The organism is Cohnella algarum (genome assembly GCF_016937515.1).
Taxonomy (GTDB): domain Bacteria; phylum Bacillota; class Bacilli; order Paenibacillales; family Paenibacillaceae; genus Cohnella; species Cohnella algarum.
On record NZ_JAFHKM010000002.1, the window covers coordinates 1500912 to 1518724 of the forward strand.

At 57.8% G+C, this 17813-nt stretch carries 19 protein-coding genes; 7 read left to right on the plus strand and 12 right to left on the minus strand.

Going from position 1 to position 17813, the window contains the following annotated elements; genetic code table 11:
* Window positions 1-14 precede the first annotated feature (14 nt).
* The 3 genes from JW799_RS06780 to JW799_RS06790 all read left to right on the plus strand — a co-directional run bounded on the left by JW799_RS06780 (window position 15) and on the right by JW799_RS06790 (window position 3648).
* Window positions 15-1025 (plus strand): bifunctional glycosyltransferase family 2/GtrA family protein, encoded by a 1011-nt coding sequence (locus JW799_RS06780; RefSeq protein ID WP_205429177.1) that lies wholly within the window; start codon window positions 15-17, stop codon window positions 1023-1025.
* Between the two features lie 147 nt (window positions 1026-1172).
* Complete coding sequence (locus JW799_RS06785; RefSeq protein ID WP_080832286.1) at window positions 1173-2090, plus strand: aldo/keto reductase; 918 nt, start codon at window positions 1173-1175, stop codon at window positions 2088-2090.
* A gap of 250 nt (window positions 2091-2340) precedes the next feature.
* Window positions 2341-3648, plus strand: coding sequence for an ABC transporter substrate-binding protein (locus JW799_RS06790; RefSeq protein WP_205429180.1), 1308 nt, complete (start codon window positions 2341-2343; stop codon window positions 3646-3648).
* A 63-nt stretch (window positions 3649-3711) separates the two neighbouring features.
* Here the strand turns inward: JW799_RS06790 and JW799_RS06795 are convergent, their stop codons facing one another.
* The 11 genes from JW799_RS06795 to JW799_RS29255 form a co-directional block, all read right to left on the minus strand.
* A complete protein-coding gene (locus tag JW799_RS06795; RefSeq protein WP_205429182.1) occupies window positions 3712-6441 on the minus strand; it encodes an S-layer homology domain-containing protein in 2730 nt (909 codons plus the stop codon).
* A complete protein-coding gene (locus JW799_RS06800; protein ID WP_205429184.1) occupies window positions 6362-7063 on the minus strand; it encodes an MIP/aquaporin family protein in 702 nt (233 codons plus the stop codon). Before JW799_RS06800 ends, JW799_RS06795 begins: the two co-directional genes overlap by 80 nt.
* Before the next feature lie 83 nt (window positions 7064-7146).
* The gene (locus JW799_RS06805) at window positions 7147-7917 is read right to left on the minus strand and encodes an SDR family NAD(P)-dependent oxidoreductase (RefSeq protein ID WP_205429187.1); all 771 of its coding nucleotides are present in this window, start codon (window positions 7915-7917) and stop codon (window positions 7147-7149) included.
* Window positions 7918-7931: 14 nt separating this feature from the next.
* Window positions 7932-8357, minus strand: coding sequence for a hypothetical protein (locus JW799_RS06810; protein ID WP_205429189.1), 426 nt, complete (start codon window positions 8355-8357; stop codon window positions 7932-7934).
* A gap of 25 nt (window positions 8358-8382) precedes the next feature.
* A complete protein-coding gene (locus JW799_RS06815) occupies window positions 8383-9363 on the minus strand; it encodes a DUF4179 domain-containing protein (RefSeq protein ID WP_205429191.1) in 981 nt (326 codons plus the stop codon).
* 4 nt (window positions 9364-9367) lie between these two features.
* A complete protein-coding gene (locus tag JW799_RS06820) occupies window positions 9368-9904 on the minus strand; it encodes a sigma-70 family RNA polymerase sigma factor (RefSeq protein WP_205429193.1) in 537 nt (178 codons plus the stop codon).
* A 290-nt stretch (window positions 9905-10194) separates the two neighbouring features.
* Window positions 10195-11085, minus strand: coding sequence for an SMI1/KNR4 family protein (locus JW799_RS06825; RefSeq protein ID WP_205429194.1), 891 nt, complete (start codon window positions 11083-11085; stop codon window positions 10195-10197).
* Window positions 11082-11639 (minus strand): Crp/Fnr family transcriptional regulator, encoded by a 558-nt coding sequence (locus tag JW799_RS06830; RefSeq protein WP_205429195.1) that lies wholly within the window; start codon window positions 11637-11639, stop codon window positions 11082-11084. Before JW799_RS06830 ends, JW799_RS06825 begins: the two co-directional genes overlap by 4 nt.
* Complete coding sequence (locus tag JW799_RS06835; RefSeq protein WP_205429196.1) at window positions 11636-12499, minus strand: MerR family transcriptional regulator; 864 nt, start codon at window positions 12497-12499, stop codon at window positions 11636-11638. Before JW799_RS06835 ends, JW799_RS06830 begins: the two co-directional genes overlap by 4 nt.
* 395 nt (window positions 12500-12894) lie before the next feature.
* Entirely contained in the window at window positions 12895-13437 is a 543-nt protein-coding gene (locus JW799_RS06840) for a JAB domain-containing protein (RefSeq protein WP_080832294.1), read from the minus strand.
* Window positions 13424-13558, minus strand: coding sequence for a hypothetical protein (locus tag JW799_RS29255; RefSeq protein WP_275901448.1), 135 nt, complete (start codon window positions 13556-13558; stop codon window positions 13424-13426). Before JW799_RS29255 ends, JW799_RS06840 begins: the two co-directional genes overlap by 14 nt.
* Window positions 13559-13784: 226 nt before the next feature.
* Here JW799_RS29255 and JW799_RS06850 point away from each other — a divergent pair, with 226 nt between their 5' ends.
* Window positions 13785-14165: a helix-turn-helix domain-containing protein gene (locus JW799_RS06850; protein WP_240353188.1), complete on the plus strand. Its 381-nt coding sequence runs from the start codon at window positions 13785-13787 to the stop codon at window positions 14163-14165.
* 183 nt (window positions 14166-14348) lie between these two features.
* Here JW799_RS06850 and JW799_RS06855 read toward each other — a convergent pair whose 3' ends face one another.
* Window positions 14349-15236, minus strand: coding sequence for an alpha/beta hydrolase family protein (locus tag JW799_RS06855; protein WP_205429197.1), 888 nt, complete (start codon window positions 15234-15236; stop codon window positions 14349-14351).
* Between JW799_RS06855 and JW799_RS06860 the strand changes: the two genes are divergently transcribed.
* The 3 genes from JW799_RS06860 (at window position 15222) to JW799_RS06870 (ending at window position 17564) form a co-directional block, all read left to right on the plus strand.
* Window positions 15222-15785 (plus strand): helix-turn-helix domain-containing protein, encoded by a 564-nt coding sequence (locus JW799_RS06860; RefSeq protein ID WP_205429198.1) that lies wholly within the window; start codon window positions 15222-15224, stop codon window positions 15783-15785. The two genes, JW799_RS06855 and JW799_RS06860, sit on opposite strands and share 15 nt — an antisense overlap.
* A gap of 87 nt (window positions 15786-15872) precedes the next feature.
* On the plus strand, window positions 15873-16352 hold the full coding sequence (locus JW799_RS06865; protein WP_205429199.1) for a YbaK/EbsC family protein: 480 nt from the start codon (window positions 15873-15875) through the stop codon (window positions 16350-16352).
* 63 nt (window positions 16353-16415) lie between these two features.
* On the plus strand, window positions 16416-17564 hold the full coding sequence (locus JW799_RS06870; protein ID WP_240353190.1) for a phosphodiester glycosidase family protein: 1149 nt from the start codon (window positions 16416-16418) through the stop codon (window positions 17562-17564).
* Window positions 17565-17813: the final 249 nt, after the last annotated feature.

The following is a 17813-nucleotide window of genomic DNA, read 5'->3' on the forward strand; positions in this document are numbered from 1 at the left end:
GGAGGCGAACCGGTATGACGATCCTCATCCCTTCCTACGAACCGGACAACCGGCTGATCGCCCTCGTTCGCAAATTAAAGGAAACGACCCGCGATTCGATCCTGATCGTTGACGACGGCAGCGGCGAGAGGTATCGCGGAATTTTCGACCAGGCAAAAGAAGCCGGCTGCACCGTGCTGGTGCACCCCGCCAACCGGGGCAAGGGCAGCGCGTTGAAAACGGGTTTCGATTACATGAGGCAACGCGGCGACCGCGAGGGAGTCGTCTGCGCCGACAGCGACGGGCAGCATTTGCCGAAGGATATTTTGAAGGTCATGCAGGCCGTCCGCGAGCATCGCAGCCATATCGTGCTCGGCAGCCGGCAGTTCTCGGGCAGCGTTCCGCTGCGCAGCCGCTTCGGGAATACGGCGACCCGGAAGGTGTTCGCGATGGCGACCGGCCATTCCATCCGCGATACGCAGACCGGGCTTCGCGGCTACTCCGCCGACATGCTGGACTGGTTATGCCGCATTCCGGGCGAGCGCTTCGAGTACGAAATGAACATGCTGCTGGAAGCCCCGAATGCCGGCTACGGCCTGGTCGAGGTGCCGATCGATACCGTCTATCTCGACGACAACAAATCTTCCCATTTTCGCCCGCTTGCCGATTCCGCGCGTATTTATTTTCCTTTTCTGAAGTTCTGCCTGTCTTCGGGCCTCGCCGCGATCCTCGATTTCGCGCTGCTGCTCGTCTTGCAAGGACTGAAGTCGAATCTGCTGTTGTCCGTCGTCGGGGCGCGTCTGTGCAGTTCGATTTTCAACTATACGATGAATCGCAAATTCGTTTTCGCCAAAGGCAGAAAGGCCGCCGTATCCCGGTCGATGCCTAAATACTTCACCCTGGTCGTCCTTATCGTTTTGCTGAATTACGGGGTGCTGCATTTGTTTCATGAACATATCGGCATTCCGCTCGTCCCGGCCAAGCTGATGACGGAAGCCGCCCTGTTCTTGTTCAGCTACTGGGCGCAGCGGAAATTCGTTTATTGAACGGGCTTGGCCGCTCCCGATAAGTTAGTTAGTAAACTCGGGGATATTAAGTAATGAATTTTACAGTTCTTACGGGCGCCTCCGGAATTCGTTACAATTGAACCGTGCCCCATTTTTTATCGAAACGAACCAGGGAGGACATCGACGATGAGAACAATCCCGTTGGGAACAAGCTCTTTAGAGGTACCGGTCGTCGCGGTCGGCTGCATGCGCCTCAATTCGCTGGACAAAGCCGGAGCGGAACGATTCGTCAAAACGGCGCTGGACGAAGGCGCGAACTTCTTCGATCATGCGGACATCTACGGCGCGGGCCGTTGCGAGGAGATTTTCGCGGAGGCGGTCGGGATGAACGCGACGGTTCGCGAAAATCTCATTCTTCAATCCAAATGCGGCATCCGCCAGGGCATGTTCGATTTTTCCAAGGAGCATATCCTGCAGTCGGTGGACGGCATTTTGGAGCGGCTGAAAACCGAGTATCTGGACGTGCTGCTGCTGCACCGCCCGGATGCGCTGGTCGAGCCGGACGAGGTGGCCGAGGCGTTCGACCGGCTGGAAGCGTCCGGCAAGGTGCGCCATTTCGGCGTTTCCAACCAGAACCCGCTGCAAATCCAGCTGCTCAAAAAGTCGGTCAAGCAGCCGATCGTCGCCAACCAGCTGCAGCTCAGCATTACGAACGCCACGATGATCTCCAGCGGCTTCAACGTCAACATGGAGAATGAGTCGGCGGTCAACCGGGACGGCTACGTGCTGGACTACTGCCGGCTGAACGACATCACCGTCCAGCCGTGGTCCCCGTTCCAGTACGGCTTTTTCAAGGGCGTTTTTCTCGACAATCCGGAGTTCCCGGAACTGAACCGGAAAATCGACGAAATCGCCGCCAAGTACGAAGTGAGCAACACGACGATCGCGATGGCCTGGCTGCTGCGCCACCCCGCGAACATGCAGCCGGTAACCGGCACGATGAATGTCGATCGCCTGAAGGACTGCATCAAGGCAAGCGATATTCGGCTGACGCGCGAGGAATGGTACGAGATCTTCCGCGCCGCCGGCAACGTGCTTCCCTGACCGGCCGGCCCGGCATTCCCGAGAAAAACGAGCTTCTTCCTGCGAGCTGCGGAAGAGGCTCTTTTCTTTTTCTTGTTCATGCTCTTCGCCGCCGAATGTGTTTTTCTCTCCCCGCTCGGATTTCATTCCTCTTCCATTTATGTCATAATAAAGGGAGGCATTGTTCCTGTACGCGTTGCTATCGTTTCAGACAAGTTGTCCCGGCCGGAGCATAGAATGGATATAGCCATATCGGGAAGGTGCTGATGGAATGAAAGCGCTTAATGTATGGATCGTGTTGGTCGCCTTTCTTCTTGCAGGCTGCGCGGGAACGAGAACGGGACAGGGGCAAGCGGTCGAAATCGAACGGCTTAAAGTGCTGGATTGGGACAGCGACAGCTTTTATTCCCGATATGGCAACTATTTTCTCTACGAGTTTCCCCAAATTCGTTTCGAGGTTGTCCCGCTGAAACAAGTTTATGCAAGCGGAAGCCCTCCGGAGCAGGAGCAGGAATTGGCCAGGCTGGTTGCGAGCGAGAAACCCGATCTTATGTTTTTAAACCGGATGCAGTACCAGACCTTGCAGGCCAACGGGGATCTGTTTCCGTTAAAAAGCCTGTTGGGAGACCGGGTATTCGAAAGCTTGCACAAGGGCGTTTTCGAGCTGCTGAAGTTTTACGGGGGCGACGAGCTTTACGGGGTTGCCGCTTCCATGAATTCGAGCTTCCTTTTTTATAACCGGGATTTATTCGATCGTTACGGAATCCGGTTGCCGGACGACCAAATGGATTGGGAGCAGTTTGCCTGGCTGGCGATGCGGTTCCCGGCCGGTCGGACCCTGGGGCTGTATTCCCCGAGCCCCGAGCCAAGCTCGTTTTTGACCAATATCGGCGTCTCCGAAGGCCTGTCCTATCTCTCTCCCGACAAAAGCAAAGTGACGATGAACACGGACGGCTGGGCCGAATTTGCGGAGCTGCTCAAATCGCTTTATGCCGGGAAAACGGTGAACGCGTGGGAGACGCCGTACAGCCGGGAAAATCATCCGTTCCTGAACGGGGAGGCCGCGATGACCTTCGGGGATTACGGCTTTTATCGATTGCTGGAGGAACGAAATTTGCCCTTTGCGTGGGGGGTCATGCCGTTGCCCGGCTCGGACCGGACGCGGTCTGCGATCGACCTGGAGCAAGTCGTCTCCGTTTACAAGGACAGCGAAAAGGCGGAAACCGCGGCCAAGCTGATCGAATATATGACCGGCGAGAAAATGACCCGAATGCTGGAACGCACGAAGGCCTCCTTGTCCGCGTCGCTGCATGCTTCGGCCGCTGCGGACGCGGCCCATCCGTTTCATTTCTTGTACGGTCGGAACGCGAATCTGGACGCTATCGCCAGTTACATGAACGTGAGCGAAATGCCCGATGCGTTTAACGCGGAATTTTCGGCTTTCTACGAGGATACGATTCGTAAAATTGTGCAAGATCAAGTCGGGGTAAGGGACGGACTGGCCGAGATCGAAAAGTTCGGCAATGCGCTTATCGCGAATATTCCGGAACCGGCTCTCGACGCCGGCGTTCGACCATAAAGGAAGGGTTGCCCCCGGTCATTCGCATGACCTTCGGGGGCAACCCTTTTTTCGAACTCCTTCTTACTCGACGATCGTTTCGCCGCCTTCCGGACGGCTCGTAAAGTAGTGGTCTCTGGACGCTTCCTCGATGTGATGGAAGGCCCAGTGGCTGGCCGGAACGTCGGACCAGGAGGCTTCTACGCCGTACAGCGGCCCTCTCTCCAGCACCCGGTTGAACACGGTGACGCCTTCGGCGCGGGTCAGAACCTTGTTCGGCTGGAAGCTGCCGTCCGGCATGCCTTCCATGTAACCGGCTTGGTAAACCTTGCCGATCATCTCTTCCGCCCAATGACCGCCGACGTCGGCGAAGCCGTGCTCCGACTCGCCCGCGAGCGCCTTCCAGCGCCCGATAATGACCGCCATTTCCGCGCGGGTAATCTCTTTCTCCGGTTGGAAGCTGCCGTCCGGCATGCCTTCCATGAGACCGGCTTTCGTCACCTGACGAATCGCTTCCGCTGCCCAATGCGTCGCTTTGACATCCGGATAGCTCATCGTGGCGTCTGCCGCCTGCAGATCCAGCACGCGATACAGAATCGTGGCGACTTGCGCCCGGGTCAGCGCGACCGTCGGACCGAACGTTCCGTCCGGAAGCCCGATCATATACGCGCTATGATAGCTTCCTTCGATTCCGTTCCCCAGGGTTCCGTTCGCCCCGTCGTTCAGGTTGAGAATCGTGAAGGTACTGAACTTCTCGATCGTAAAGGTCAAGCCCAGCTTGCCTTCGGCATATTCCCCGATTTCCGGCTTCACGACTTTCCGTTCCCCGTCGCTGTGCTCGATGAAAATGACGAGGTTCGACAGGTACGCTTCTCTTGCGGCCGGGGAAGCCGGCACATGGCTGTCGTTCATCGGCAGCGTGATGTTGACGGAACGGCTCGTCATGTTCGTTTCGATCGTCATCGGGCGATCCACAACGTACACGTTTCCGTTATTCAGGATTTGCCGTACGATCTGTTCCGTTCTCGCCCGCTCTTCCACTTGCTTGCGCTCGCTCTCTTGCTTGATCGGCACCAGGTGGAAGTAAAGATTCGGGTTGATGCCGGCCAGCGAAGCGTTCGGAATGGTGATCATGCCGTTATCGGTGTAAATCTCCAGATCTAGTCCGGCGTCTTGTACGGCTTTCAGCGCCGCATCCGGCAATTCCACGCGAACGTCCTTGACGACGTCCTGTTGGTCCGGAATGACGATGCGGACCGCCGGCGCGTTTGCGGCCAGCGTTTTGTCCACGGCTTCGATAGCTTTGTTCGTCGTAAACGTCACTTTATCGCTCTTCGTGCCGTCCGTGTTCGTCGTTCTCTCGATCTCCGTTTGCGCGACGACGCCATGACCGCTGGCTTCGACGTTAACGGTGATCTTCTCGACGCTCGGCGACGGCGACGGTACCGAAACGACCGGTGCCGCTTGACGCGTTACGGTGATCGTGTACGTTTTTTCGCTGCCGTCCTTCTCTTTGACGACGACCGTCACGACATTGCTGCCTACGTTCAGCGCGATCGGATCGCCGGCTTGTCCGCTCGTTGCGGCCTTGCCGTTGACGGCGATCGTCGCTTCCGGATGAGCGGCCGTCAGCGTAAATTGAAGCTCCGATACGCTGTAGTCCACGCTCATCGCGTAGTCGTACACGCCGGCTGCTACGCTCGGCTCGATCGTTCCCGTCGACGGGACGATCGCTACAAGTCCGCTTTTCAGCGTCAAGGCTTGGCGGGCTGCCTGCAGGGCAGCAAGGGCCGCGTCGACTTCCGCTTGGGTCGCGCCTTCGTTGTTTAGCACCGCTTGCGCTTCCGTCAGCTTCGCCTGGTAGTTCGTCCAGCTTGCGGTCGTGTACTCCGCTTCGTTCAGATCATCTGCACGGTCTGCTTCGGCTTGCAGTGCCGACTTGTCGACGACCGGCGTTTGGACGACTTCTTCCAGCGCTTCTCTTGCCGCCGTCAGGGCTTCCAGGGCTGCATCGACTTCCGCTTGCGTTGCGTCTTCGTTGTTCAGCACCGTCTGTGCAGCTTCCATCGCGTCTTGCAGCGCTTGCCAACTCTCCTGCGTATAACCCTCTGCTTGCAAGTTCTCTTCGTTGATCTCGGTTACTTTTGCTTTCAGAGCCGTCTTGTCAACGGCTGGCTCGGTCGGCTGGTCTACGGTATACGTCTCCGGTTCCGAGGCTTCCGAATCCGTATACGCCGGATTGTCCGACTTCGCCGTCACCGTCACCGTATAGGTGCCCGGCTGAAGCGCCGGATCCAGCGTCGACAGGTCAACGGACGTTCCCGTCGTAACTTCGACTGTCCGGGTCGTGCCATCTTCAAATTCAATCGTTACTTCATATTTGTCCGCATTGGCAACGGCTTCCCATGTCAGATCGTCGCCGGTCAAGTCAACTACCGGCTTCGCCAGCGGAGTCGCCGGTTCAGGTACCGTATACGTCTCCGGTTCCGAGGCTTCCGAATCCGTATACGCCGGATTGTCCGACTTCGCCGTCACCGTCACCGTATAGGTGCCCGGCTGAAGCGCCGGATCCAGCGTCGACAGGTCAACGGACGTTCCTGTTACTTCGACTGTCCGGCTCGTGCCATCCTCAAGTTCGATCGCCACTTCGTACTTGTCCGCATTGGTAACGGCTTCCCATGTCAGATCGTCGCCGGTCAAGTCGACTACCGGCTTCGCCAGCGGAGTCGCCGGTTCAGGTACCGTATACGTCTCCGGTTCCGAGGCTTCCGAATCCGTATACGCCGGATTGTCCGACTTCGCCGTCACCGTCACCGTATAGGTGCCCGCCTGAAGCGCCTTCCAGCGCCTGCCCGCCGAGCAGCAGCGCCGGGCCGAAGCTCCGGGCCGGGTTGACGGAGGTTCCCGTCAGGCCGATGCCGAGGATATGGACGAAGGCCAGCGTCAGGCCGATGACCAGACCGGCTACGGCTCCGTTGCTGGCGGAGGAGGTCACGCCCAAAATTGCGTAAATGAAGACGAAGGTCAATACGATCTCGACGACGACGGCCATCCCCGTCGGAATGCCGATCCCGTAGCCTTCGCCGAACCCGTTCTGCCCGAGGCTGGTGACGGCGGCTCCCGTGGAGTCGATGATCGCGAACAGAACGCCGGCTCCCGCGATGGCGCCGGCAACCTGAGCGACGACGTAGCCGATGAAGTCGGCGCCGGACAACTTGCGGCTAAGCAGCATGGCGAGCGAAACCGCCGGATTGATGTGGCAGCCGGAAACCGGACCGATGGCGTAAGCCATCGCCACGATGGACAGGCCGAACGCGAGGGCGATGCCCAGATTGCCCAGGTTGTCCCCCGCCGTCGCGGCGCTGCCGCAGCCGAACAGCACGAGCACGAACGTCCCGATGAATTCGGCGGCATACTTTTTAACGGATGTGTTCATGTTCTCCTCCTGATTCATAGTCGAAATCGCCTAGCCTATTGTAATCAGGAGGTTTGAACAAATTCTGAACGGGATCCCCCGGATCAGTTGCTGATCCAGCCGCCGTCGACGGGCAGCTCGATGCCGGTGATGAACTTGGATTCGTCCGAAGCCAGGAACAGATAAGCGTTGGCGATGTCCATCGGCTCTCCGGCATGCGGAGGCAGCGGCGCGTGGTTTTTATAATGCTCGCCCATCTCGGCCTGCGATTTGATGCCGGCCTTTTCGACCATGCCGGTAAATACGGCGCCCGGATGAACGGAGTTGACGCGAATGTTGTCTTTGGCGAACCATTGCGCCGTATGCTTCGTGAGCGAACGGACGGCGCCTTTCGATGCGCTGTAGGCGGCGCCTTGCGCGTCGGCCATGCCGCCGATGATCGCCGCGATGGACGACGTATTGACGATCGAGCCTTTGCCGTTCTTCTGCATGTGCGGGATGACGGCTTTCATGCCCAGCCATACGCCGGTCGTGTTGATGTCCATGACCTTATTCCAGTCGGGGACGTCCGCGTCCAGAACGCCTTTGGCGATATGGATGCCCGCGTTGTTGATCAGGATGTCGATTTTTCCGTATTTCGCGACGGTTTCCTCCACGACGGAGTTCCAGGACTCCGGGCTGGAGACGTCGAGCCTTAACGCGATCGCCTCTCCGCCGTTTGCCACGATTTCGTTCACGCGTTGTTGCAGCGCTTCGACGGCTACGTCCGTCGCGACAACCTTCGCGCCTTCTTTGGCGAACAACTGCACGCCGGCCAAGCCCATGCCGCTAGCCGCTCCCGTAATAATCGCTACTTTTCCCGAAAGTCTACCCATGTTCGTCATCCTTTCTATAGTCGGCTATGACAGGTTCCTGCCACTTCAAGTATAGAAAGCACGGAAAGCGCGCTCAATCGGCAAAATATTCGCGCTTTGTACGTTAAACGAACGGGGAAAGCCTTCTGTTCAAAAAAAGAGCGTTCGCGAACAAAAACGGAACGAATTGCTCGCTTGCGGAACTGACGGTTATGGGTGCGCGTCGCCTCGCCCTTAAGCCTACGTTGGAAAACGTCCAACGAAGAGCCGCCAAAAAGCGATCCGCCCCCGCTACGCTGGATTTTATCCAACGGAATCAAGCGATTTGGCTCCATTTGGAGAATACCCGGCTTTTTCGTTGGATAAAATCCACTGCAGCCGGCCGAATCGGCCAAAAGGCGCTTCCTCGTTGGACAAAATCCACTGCAGGCAGTCGCTTTCCCCTCGCCTTCGATCAGCATCCCCTCGGCTCGACTCCTTCCCGATCTAAGGAAGAGGGATTCCCTCGCTTAACTCCTCTCCCGTCCGGTCGAATCCGTCATACGGGACGAGCCTGTATTTCTCCTTCCGGAGATCGATCGGAGCGTATCGGCCATAGGAGATCTCCCCGGCCTCGTCGGATACGTAAGCCTCCCGGTACGTCAGCTCCTCGCCGTCCGCCGATACGATCTTAAAATGGACGGCCTCCGACGCCTCCGTAACGTCATAGTAGACCATCGTCGAGACGGGCGTCGACACGACCTTTGACACCGTCACCTTTTGCCCGTTCTGAAGCCTGACGGTCTTGTTCAGCTCGATCGTCGTCGTGTCCTGCGCCAACCGGCTTGTCGGGACCGAAATGTCGAAGACCCAAGGCTCCTCGATCGGCTTCCGAAGATCGAACGTGTCGTAAGCAAGGGTCACCCGAAGATGCTCGTCATCCGGCAAATCCCGCAATTCGATATCGCCGTAAATCGTATACATGCGGTCGTTGACTTCGATGGACTGTCCTCTTCGCGTACGAACGAGATCTTCACCGTTGACAAGAACGCGCGGAATGAGGTAGGTTCGGTAATCGAACGAAACCCCCGCCGCCGGCTCGTACGTCGAGCTGATGAGCAGGTTGTCGTTATCGACCAGAACCTCGTTCAGGGTCAGCTTGCCGTAGGCGTTTTGCGCCGTTTGGCCGATTTGCGTTTTATAGGCCGAATAATCGAGAAGCTCGTTTTGATCCAAAAAGCGCTCGATAAGCCCCGCCACGAAGGGCACGTTCGCGATCGTCGCAGGATTAAGGGGCACGATCAGCCCCATAGCCAGCAAGAAGGCGGACGCCATGCCGACCCATTTCCCCGATTTTGCCCGTTCGGGTTTCCGCAGCTTCCGAAGTACGCGATGCTCCCACCGCTTTTGCTCCTCCTCGGTCAGAGCCGATTCCTCGAACTGCGAGACGTCCAGCCGCAGTTCGTTCAACTCCCGATAGATGGACATGCCGTCACACCCCGTTTCTTGAAGTGAAAATCCGTCTAAGCTTTTGGCGGCCGCGCGACAGCTTGTTGTGGATCCACGATTCCTTCACGTCGAGCTGCCGGGCCAGTTCGCGAGAGGGGACTCCCTCCAGGTAATATTTCTCGAAAATCATTCTCTCCCCGGCCGTCAGATGGGCCAGCACTTCGTCCACGTCCTGCCGGTCGCAAAGCGGCTGCCGGCCGGGCAGCGTCTCGGCCAATTCCGCATCCGTCAACGGCTCCCGATGCTTCCTCGCTTTCCGATAGCTGTCGATAGCGCGGAATTTGGCGATGGCGGCGATCCATTGTTTGAACGTGTTTTTTTCGGGATCGAAGGCATCGATTTGGTTCCAGACGGCCAGGAGCACGTCATCCAGACACTCCTCGCAATCCCGGCGGTCATAAGGCACGTAGCGCTTGATGATCGACACGAGCAAGCCCCCATAGCATTGAATGAGAAACGCGATGGCCTTTTCGTTCCGGTCCCGGATGTGCCGCACCACGTTTTCCTCGGTTATGTCCACAAACGCTTTCCCTCCTTGCGCTGATCATTGGCGCCTACAGGGTAATTCGTTGCATCACGGGCGATTCTATCATTGGGAAAAAATAAAGCATATATCGGGCCTATCCAGCAATAAAAAGCCCGCCCCTCAATCGGGACGGACTCCTTATCGGCAAAGCTTCCGTTCATCGCTCGAACAACGGAAATAGCTGGTTGTTTGCCGCTTCGAAAAGCAGCTAATCCCTCTTTTGAAGCGTGGCCCGTACGATCGTTCCTATCGCCCGTGCCCGAACGGCGCTCTTTTCGCACCTTTTAGGAAACGTTCACGAGCCCCCGAACGAAGGCCTCGAAATTCGGGGCGAGTCTTGTAATTCGGTACCCGTTCTCTTTATCGACGTAGACAATCTCGGGCTCCCCGTCGTTGCCGCAGTCGCGGTAGTCCAGCATCACCACGCCGGCCTCGGAAGGACAATCGCAAATGACCACGCCGATTTCGGGGTAGCCTCCGTTTTCGATCGTGGCCCGGCTGCCCAAATCCCCGCACAGCGAGCGCTTCTTCTTCCGCCCGATTCCCGAAATTCCCGAAATCTCGATAAAGCCGTCGGTCCCGGAGTCCGATTCGCCCAGCGGATAAAACCGGTTGCGGGGAACGCCCCCGTTCTGTGCCTTCATCATCCGCACGTAAAAAGTTGGCAGCCTGAACACCAGTTCTTCTTCCACGGAAGCGATCAGTTCGTCGCTCGGCCATTCGGAGCTATAGTCGTTCGCCCGCCCGCCTTCCTCCCAGAAGTCCTTCAAATCGATGCCGATATCGGCTTTCGCTTCGGCCTTGGGCGCTTTCGCGGGCTTCTTGGGGAGCTTGCTTTCGATCCAGCCCAAAAACTCCAGCGTGTCCTCGTCCCCGGGCTCCAGCCGGTCGGCCGTTTCAAACGCTTTCCTGGCGTCTTCGTACCGTTCCAAATAATAATAGGCGAGCCCGATGCGGTAATGCCACAGCGGGTCCTCCTTGCCCTCTCTTTTCACCGACAGGAACTGCTTGACCGCTTCTTCATAGCGTTCCAGATTGTTCAGCGCCCGGCCCAGGTGGCTGGTCAGCGCATAGCCCCGGCTTTTCGCCGGAATTTCCGTGACGGCTTCCACGATTTTCTCGTATTCTTCTTCCTCGTGCCATTGTTCCAGCTTGTCCAAGAGCTCTTCGCTCATGCGTTCAGGCCTCCCCCTCGAACTTCCATTGCTGCCATTATACCATTTCCCGCAGGCCGTCTGGAAATGCCGGCCCTCCGGTTTGTCTCGTCATGCTTTTTCTGGAAGCGTTCGAAACGGTGTGGTCGCTGGGGCTGGCTTCGGTCGGCTATATCGCCGTTCACCTGGGCCATGCTTTTCTTCCTCGCTTCCAGCTGATCGAATCGGGCGTACATGTCCCGCTCGGTTTCCAGAGGTCCGACGACCAGTACGCAATCCTCCAGGCACGTAAAGGTATACTCGGAAGATTTATCGGATTTATGGTGATTAAAAACCGCGATCGCCTGCTCTTCCGTATAAAAGTTAGAAGTGACCTCTTTGCCCGCTTCGTCGACCGAATGCTGCCGGATGCAACCCTTCAGTACGAAAAAACAGGTGTCGGGAATGTCCCCTTGCCGGAGGAGCACCGTCCCTTTCGGATATTCCTCGACCCGGATGGCGTCCACGATCGCCCGCTGCTCCACCTCGGCAAGCGTCGTGTGCCGGTTCAGGTACTTGAACAATATGCTCTTCATGCCGGGCCCCTTTCCTTTGTCCTCTCCATCCACAGCTCGTTGGCCTTTTGGAGTTTTTCCGCATACGCGCGATAAGACGGGCTCAACGTTTTCATATTGGCGATCAACACCTCGTCATAACCGCTGCTTTTCCGGAATTCCGACAATGCCTGCCGCAGCTTGTATGCCGGAGTCGTCTTAAACGCATCCGAAGACAGGAACTTCATGTACTCTTCCATGTTCTTTCGATTGTCGGTCATGTAGCCTTCGGGATTTTCGACGGCGTTGTGCAGCGTGCCGGTTATGTGATCGATGTCCTCGGTCCGCATGAGCGAAACATGCTCCAAATCCCTTTCGAGTTCATCCGGGATCTTCAGGTTGTCGAGGAAATCGACGATTTCGGCGTATGCTTTTTCTTGTTCGGCGGTTTCCGCTTTCCCGTCCAAAAACCGGCCGAAATGGATCGACAGGAACGTGCCGTACGAGCCCGGAAAAGACAGCGCCAGTTTTTCCTTAAGGGCAAGCATGCGGTCCAGACCGGTCCGAATTTCTTCCATTGCTTTATCGATATTATAATTTCGGATTAACTGCTCGATTCCTTTTTGTTGTTCGCTTATTCTCTGCTTTTTTAAATCCGTCAGGTATTCGTATTTGGATAAGGTTAACGGCTTGTTCTCGCTTGCAAGCACGTCTTTTATCTCCGAAACGCCCAGCCCCAATTTCCGGAGGACGGCGATTTCCTTCAGCAGGGACACCTCCTCATCGCGATAATTCCGGTACCCGCTATCTCCGACCTCCGGATGCAAGAGTCCCTGCTTTTCGTAATATTCTACCGCCTTCTTGGTAAGCGAGCATTTTTGGCATACTTCGTGAATCAGCATCGCGATCACCTCGAAACCATCATAAACTCATCCCCAAGGCGGCAGTCAAGGAGAAATCATTCCGGACCGTCAAGCGCAAGCGTCTCAAGCAGGCCCGAACCTGCTTTCAATTGCCAACGATGAGGACCCGCTTCCGTCAGGAAGTTCCGCAAACAGTTTTGTATGATATTTCATACAAAAACCCTTCATTTACGGCTTACGCGGTGACTTTTGTACGATTTTTCATACAGAATAGCCTCGTCAGGCGATTCCGTTAACAGTATTTTCGTGCATACCTCCGCCATCTGCCGTTCGTTTATGTTTACGAATGAGGCAACTTCCGAATTGGCCAATTGGAGGAGTAGACAAAAAATACGTCTTCATTCACCGTGAAAACGTACTGGTTAACCTATAAATCAAAACCCGCCCCGAAAAAGCGGGACCGTCTTCATGACGCCGTATTCCCGCAAGCTCAAGTAATCGTCGTCCGCCCCGAGAATCAGATGATCGAGCAGCTGGATGCCCAACAGCTCCCCGGCCTGGGCGAGCCGGTGCGTCACCTTCACGTCCTCCGGGCTCGGGTCCGGATCTCCGCTCGGATGCCAGTGGGCGCAAATGATGGAGGCGGCGTTGGCCAGAATCGCCGTTTTGTACACTTCCCTCGGATGGATCAGCATGCTGTCGAGGGTGCCGATGGCAATGACCTGAAGCGCGGTCGGCCGATTTTTGATGTCGAGGCAAAGCAGCACGAACAGCTCCCGGTCCGACTCCGAGCCGATAAACCGGCGGAACAGACGGTGGGCTTCTTCCGGGGATTCGATCTTGGACAGAGCCAGAATGCTCTTTTCCCTGATCAGCTTCAAATTGACGATATCGACTCGTTTTAGTGGCGCATACTCTTCCTGCTGCACGGCAACCTCCCGCATCGTAACGTGTCCGTTCTCTTCACTCTTCGGCATCCAGATTCAGAAGCTCCGCCACCTTGGCCCGGTACTTGTTCCCTTTTCCGCCGATGAGCCGCGAAAGGCCGTATTCCGGAATGCCGTGCCGCTGGCAAAACGTCTTTTGGTTGACTTGCATTTCCGCCAGTTTTCTCTTGATGGCCCAACCGAAGCTGCTAATGGGTTGCTTTCGCTGCACAAGCTTCCCCCCATATTCCATCATCAAGATCGGAATGTGCTATAATTTACATGCAATCGGATTGCATATCTTTCATTATAGACGCATATGCGCCTATTTTCAATCATTTTTTGTCGAAAATGCGCCAAATTAGGCGATTTATATCTGCGGCTTCGAGGTGTGATAGATGAGCGAAAAATTGAACGCGCACGGGATGCGGATCGCAAGGCGCATCGAGTACGTGCTTGAAAAACGCGGCATCAAGAAAAGCGAGCTCGCCGCACAAACCGGCGTGAGCACGGGCAATCTGGGCGACTGGAAACGGGGAAAGTCGGCGCCCGGCGCAATTGCGCTGATCGAGATTTCGAAGTTTTTGGGGGTCAGCGTCGACTGGCTGCTGGCGGAAGGCGAGCCGTCTTACGAGCTGAAGGAGGGGAGTCCCGCTTATTTTTTTGGCGAAAAATTGCAATCGGATTGCAGCGACGCCGATCTGACCGACGAAGAGCGGAGCTTCATCCGGGAGTACATCGAATTCGCCAGGCATCGGAGACAACGCGGGAAAAACTAAGCGAAGCCGAAGCCTGCCGGCGCAGGCCGACTTCGCTATTCAAGCGGATCAGCGCCGCCCGTGCAGGATCGGCTTTTCCATGTACAAGGCTCTATTTATTTTACACGAAAAACCGTCCCGCAAATGAAAAAAGCCGCTCTTGACGAGGGCTTGTTTACGGATCGGGATCCGGCCGGCCTGCTGCTATTCGTACTGGGCGGCAAGAAACGCCAGCACTTCGGCCTGAAGCCGTTCATGGAACCGTTCCCGGTCAAAACCGGGAGGATCCTGGGCCGGAAGAAACCCGGGGACGGCCATGGATTCCGGAAAAGGACTCAGAAAGGAAAAATGGCCCGCGTTTTCGATCGTCCGGTAATGAACTTTGCGGGGATCGGCTACCCCATTAACGACAATTTGCGCGTGAAAAGGGGGCGTATACGGGTCCCGCTCCGCATCCAGCATGAGAATGGGAAGGTCCACCGCCCGCAGCGCCCCCTCATCGCGAAACCAGACGGATGCCGGGGCCAGCAGCACCAGCGACCGGATTCGGGGATCGGGCGTTACCTCGATCGCCTGCGGCGTACCGTCCGGCGTTTCATGCGGGAAAGCCCTTGGCAAGCCGCCCGCCGCCGCAAGCGCCGTGTACCCTCCCATCGAATGCCCGATGACGGACGCGGCATCCGGCACAAGCTTCCCGCGGAACGCGTCCTGCCCGAAAACCCAATCGATCGCCATCCGGAGATGCCTCGGCCGATACGCGAGATTGCGGGCCGTCCCTTCCAGGCTGTTATCGTTCCGATTATTGTACGGGTGCTCCGGCATGCCGACGACGAAGCCGTTGCGCGCCAAGTGCCGGGCCAGCGTCCGGTAGACGAGCGGCGAGCCGCCCGTGCCGTGCGAGAGGATCGCAAGGGGGAACCGGCCTTCCGCCGGTTCGGCGCCCCTCGCCAGCTCCAGCGCATACGGCCCCAGCCGGTCGGGCCGTTCCGCCGAGGCGGCCGGGTACAGGACCGTCCTTATGTATTGTATATCGATATAATCGTATACTATAATGAACAAAAGGGGCGATTTTTTCCCATGGATCCCATCCATATCCGCATCGGGCACAACCTGCAAAAGATCCGGAAACAAAAAGGGCTCAGCCTGGACAGAGCGGCTCAACTGACGAAGGTGAGCAAGAGCATGCTTCACCAGATTGAACGCGGAGACATTCAGCCGACGGTGACGACCGTCTGGAAAATCGCGACCGGGCTGCATGCTTCATTCTCCGATTTTCTCAAGGACGACGAAACGTCGGTGTCCGTCGTGACGCCCAAGGACGAGCCCGACATCACCGAGGACAACGGGAAATGCAAGCTGTACTTGCTGTTCCCGTTCGACCCGCAAACCCGCTTCGAAATGTTCACGATCGTTCTCGATCCCGGAGGCAGCTATCTTTCTTCCCCGCATAACGAGGGCGTTCACGAGTACATTACGGTGACGTCCGGCGACTTCCGGATCGAGATCCAGGATCGGACCTATACGCTGGGCGAAGGCCAGTCCATCCGGTTCGCCGGCCATGTGCCGCATCGCTATGAGAACCCTTCCGGGGAAAAAACGATCCTGCACGTCACCATGCACTATGCCGAACGGCAGGGATGAAGCCGCCGCCACGACCATGACCATGACCATGACCATGACCATGACCATGACCATGACCATGACCATGACCAAGGAGGAACGTACGCCATGAATTCCATGCTGAACGAAAGCGCGCAGCGGGTGCAGGACTTGCTGCAGCGGCTCGGGCACCCCAACCGGGTCGTCGTCCTGCCGGACAGCGCCCGCACGGCTCAGGAAGCCGCCGACGCGATCGGCTGCGACGTCGCGCAGATCGCCAAATCGATTATTTTCCGGATGAAGGAGTCGGATAAGCCCTTATTGGTCGTTGCCAGCGGAGTCAACCGCGTCAACGAGAAGCGGGTTTCCGAGGCGGTGCGGGAGACGCTCGGCAAAGCCGACGCCGATTTCGTCCGCGAGCGGACCGGGTTTGTCATTGGCGGAGTTGCGCCGCTGGGACATACGGAGCCGGTTCGGACGCTGATCGACGAGGATTTGTTCCGGTTCGAGACGTTGTGGGCCGCCGCGGGTCACCCGAAAGCCGTCTTCGAATTGACGCCCCGGCAACTCGCCGACATGACGCAGGGGCAGGTGCTGGCGATTAAATAGGGGTTCACCCAGCCGATCTTCCGACCGATAAATAAGGAAAAGTAGTCATAAGGAGATCGCGAAATGAGGATAAGAAAGGTTGGGCTGGCGGCTGTCACGGCAGCCCTGTTGACGATGGCGGCCGTTTCGCCGGCAGCGGCGGAGGCCAAGGCGAAAACGTACGGTTATCTGGATCCGGCGTCCGGCCAGACGTTCGTGCCGATCCGGTTTTTCAGCGAGCAGAGCGGGGCGTCGGTCGCATGGGACGGCACCGCCAAGCAGGTGACGATCGTACGGGACGACGTGCAGGTGAAGCTGGGCGTCAGCCGGAAAACCGCGGAGGTCAACGGCGAGAAGCGGGAGCTGAGCGCGTCGCCCTTTACGGACGAAGGCGTCGCCTACGTGCCGCTCCGCTTCGTTGCCGAGGCGCTGGGAATGAACGCCAAGTGGAACTCGTCGCTCGCCTCGGTCGAGCTGCGGCGAGAAAACGGAGTCGCGAAGCTGCCGATCATCGAACGGGGCTCCAAGGCAGCCGTCCGGGAGCCGTTCGAGCGGCAGACCCGCTCCTTCCGCGTCGGGTCACGGACGATCGAAGCCGAGCTGCTCTACGTCTCGCTGCTCGCTCCACGAGTCGATCTGTCCGTCGCGCTCGCGGGCGGCGAAGTCGGCAAGACGGAGGAGCTGAAGGCCATCGCAAACCGGGTGGGCGGGACCGCCGCCGTGAACGGCACGTTTTTCGATGCGTATACGGATTCCGCCTTGAAAAACCCGTACGGCTACGTCGCGAGCGGCGGGGACATCGTCTGGAAGGCGTCCGGGGACAAGCGGACGGTCTTTCTGTTCGACGCGAACGACAACGTGGAGTTCGTGAACGGAGCGGACTTCCCGGAGCGGTTCGGACGGGGCGACGTTGAGGGAGCGCTGCAGGCCGGGCCTCGCCTCGTACGGGACGGCAAGGTGGAGCTGAACGTAGAGGACGAAGGTTTCAAGGATCCGAAAATATTGACCGGCGGCGGCGCGCGAACCGCGATCGGCGTCACGCGCGACCATCGGCTCGTTCTGGCGACGGTGCCGGGCGCGACCATTCCCCAGCTGGCCGAGATCATGAGGCAGGCCGGCGCCCTGCAGGCGATGAACCTCGACGGCGGCGCCTCCAGCGGTCTGTATTACGACGGCAAGTACGTGACGAAGCCGGGCCGTCCGATCGGCAACGCGCTGGTTGTGTCGGAGTAAGGACAAGGAGCAGGCAGGCTCAAGCCGCGCCCGTCAAAGCCGATCGCATTGGGGCGGCGGGTGCGGGGGATGCCATGCGAGATGGCCGCATCCTCAAAATCTGTCTATCCAAAACTGAGAAAACGTCCATTGCGCCCCGCCGCCTCCGAGGGTAAGATGTTAATCGACTCATTTGAGAACGATTATCATCGCAAGGAGAGATTCGCCCGATGTCCTTCCCGTTTCCAAGAAAGCCGCTCATCCCTTTTC

What these genes read in the sequence shown, in the direction of transcription:
- JW799_RS06780 (WP_205429177.1), top strand. Translation starts at nt 15, where the DNA reads ATGACGATCCTCATCCCTTCCTACGAACCGGACAACCGGCTGATCGCC.
- JW799_RS06785 (WP_080832286.1), top strand. Translation starts at nt 1,173, where the DNA reads ATGAGAACAATCCCGTTGGGAACAAGCTCTTTAGAGGTACCGGTCGTC.
- JW799_RS06790 (WP_205429180.1), top strand. Translation starts at nt 2,341, where the DNA reads ATGAAAGCGCTTAATGTATGGATCGTGTTGGTCGCCTTTCTTCTTGCA.
- JW799_RS06800 (WP_205429184.1), bottom strand. Translation starts at nt 7,063, where the DNA reads ATGAACACATCCGTTAAAAAGTATGCCGCCGAATTCATCGGGACGTTC.
- JW799_RS06805 (WP_205429187.1), bottom strand. Translation starts at nt 7,917, where the DNA reads ATGGGTAGACTTTCGGGAAAAGTAGCGATTATTACGGGAGCGGCTAGC.
- JW799_RS06810 (WP_205429189.1), bottom strand. Translation starts at nt 8,357, where the DNA reads ATGCTGATCGAAGGCGAGGGGAAAGCGACTGCCTGCAGTGGATTTTGT.
- JW799_RS06815 (WP_205429191.1), bottom strand. Translation starts at nt 9,363, where the DNA reads ATGTCCATCTATCGGGAGTTGAACGAACTGCGGCTGGACGTCTCGCAG.
- JW799_RS06825 (WP_205429194.1), bottom strand. Translation starts at nt 11,085, where the DNA reads ATGAGCGAAGAGCTCTTGGACAAGCTGGAACAATGGCACGAGGAAGAA.
- JW799_RS06830 (WP_205429195.1), bottom strand. Translation starts at nt 11,639, where the DNA reads ATGAAGAGCATATTGTTCAAGTACCTGAACCGGCACACGACGCTTGCC.
- JW799_RS06835 (WP_205429196.1), bottom strand. Translation starts at nt 12,499, where the DNA reads ATGCTGATTCACGAAGTATGCCAAAAATGCTCGCTTACCAAGAAGGCG.
- JW799_RS06840 (WP_080832294.1), bottom strand. Translation starts at nt 13,437, where the DNA reads ATGCCGAAGAGTGAAGAGAACGGACACGTTACGATGCGGGAGGTTGCC.
- JW799_RS29255 (WP_275901448.1), bottom strand. Translation starts at nt 13,558, where the DNA reads ATGCAAGTCAACCAAAAGACGTTTTGCCAGCGGCACGGCATTCCGGAA.
- JW799_RS06850 (WP_240353188.1), top strand. Translation starts at nt 13,785, where the DNA reads ATGAGCGAAAAATTGAACGCGCACGGGATGCGGATCGCAAGGCGCATC.
- JW799_RS06860 (WP_205429198.1), top strand. Translation starts at nt 15,222, where the DNA reads ATGGATCCCATCCATATCCGCATCGGGCACAACCTGCAAAAGATCCGG.
- JW799_RS06855 (WP_205429197.1), bottom strand. Translation starts at nt 15,236, where the DNA reads ATGGATGGGATCCATGGGAAAAAATCGCCCCTTTTGTTCATTATAGTA.
- JW799_RS06865 (WP_205429199.1), top strand. Translation starts at nt 15,873, where the DNA reads ATGAATTCCATGCTGAACGAAAGCGCGCAGCGGGTGCAGGACTTGCTG.
- JW799_RS06870 (WP_240353190.1), top strand. Translation starts at nt 16,416, where the DNA reads ATGAGGATAAGAAAGGTTGGGCTGGCGGCTGTCACGGCAGCCCTGTTG.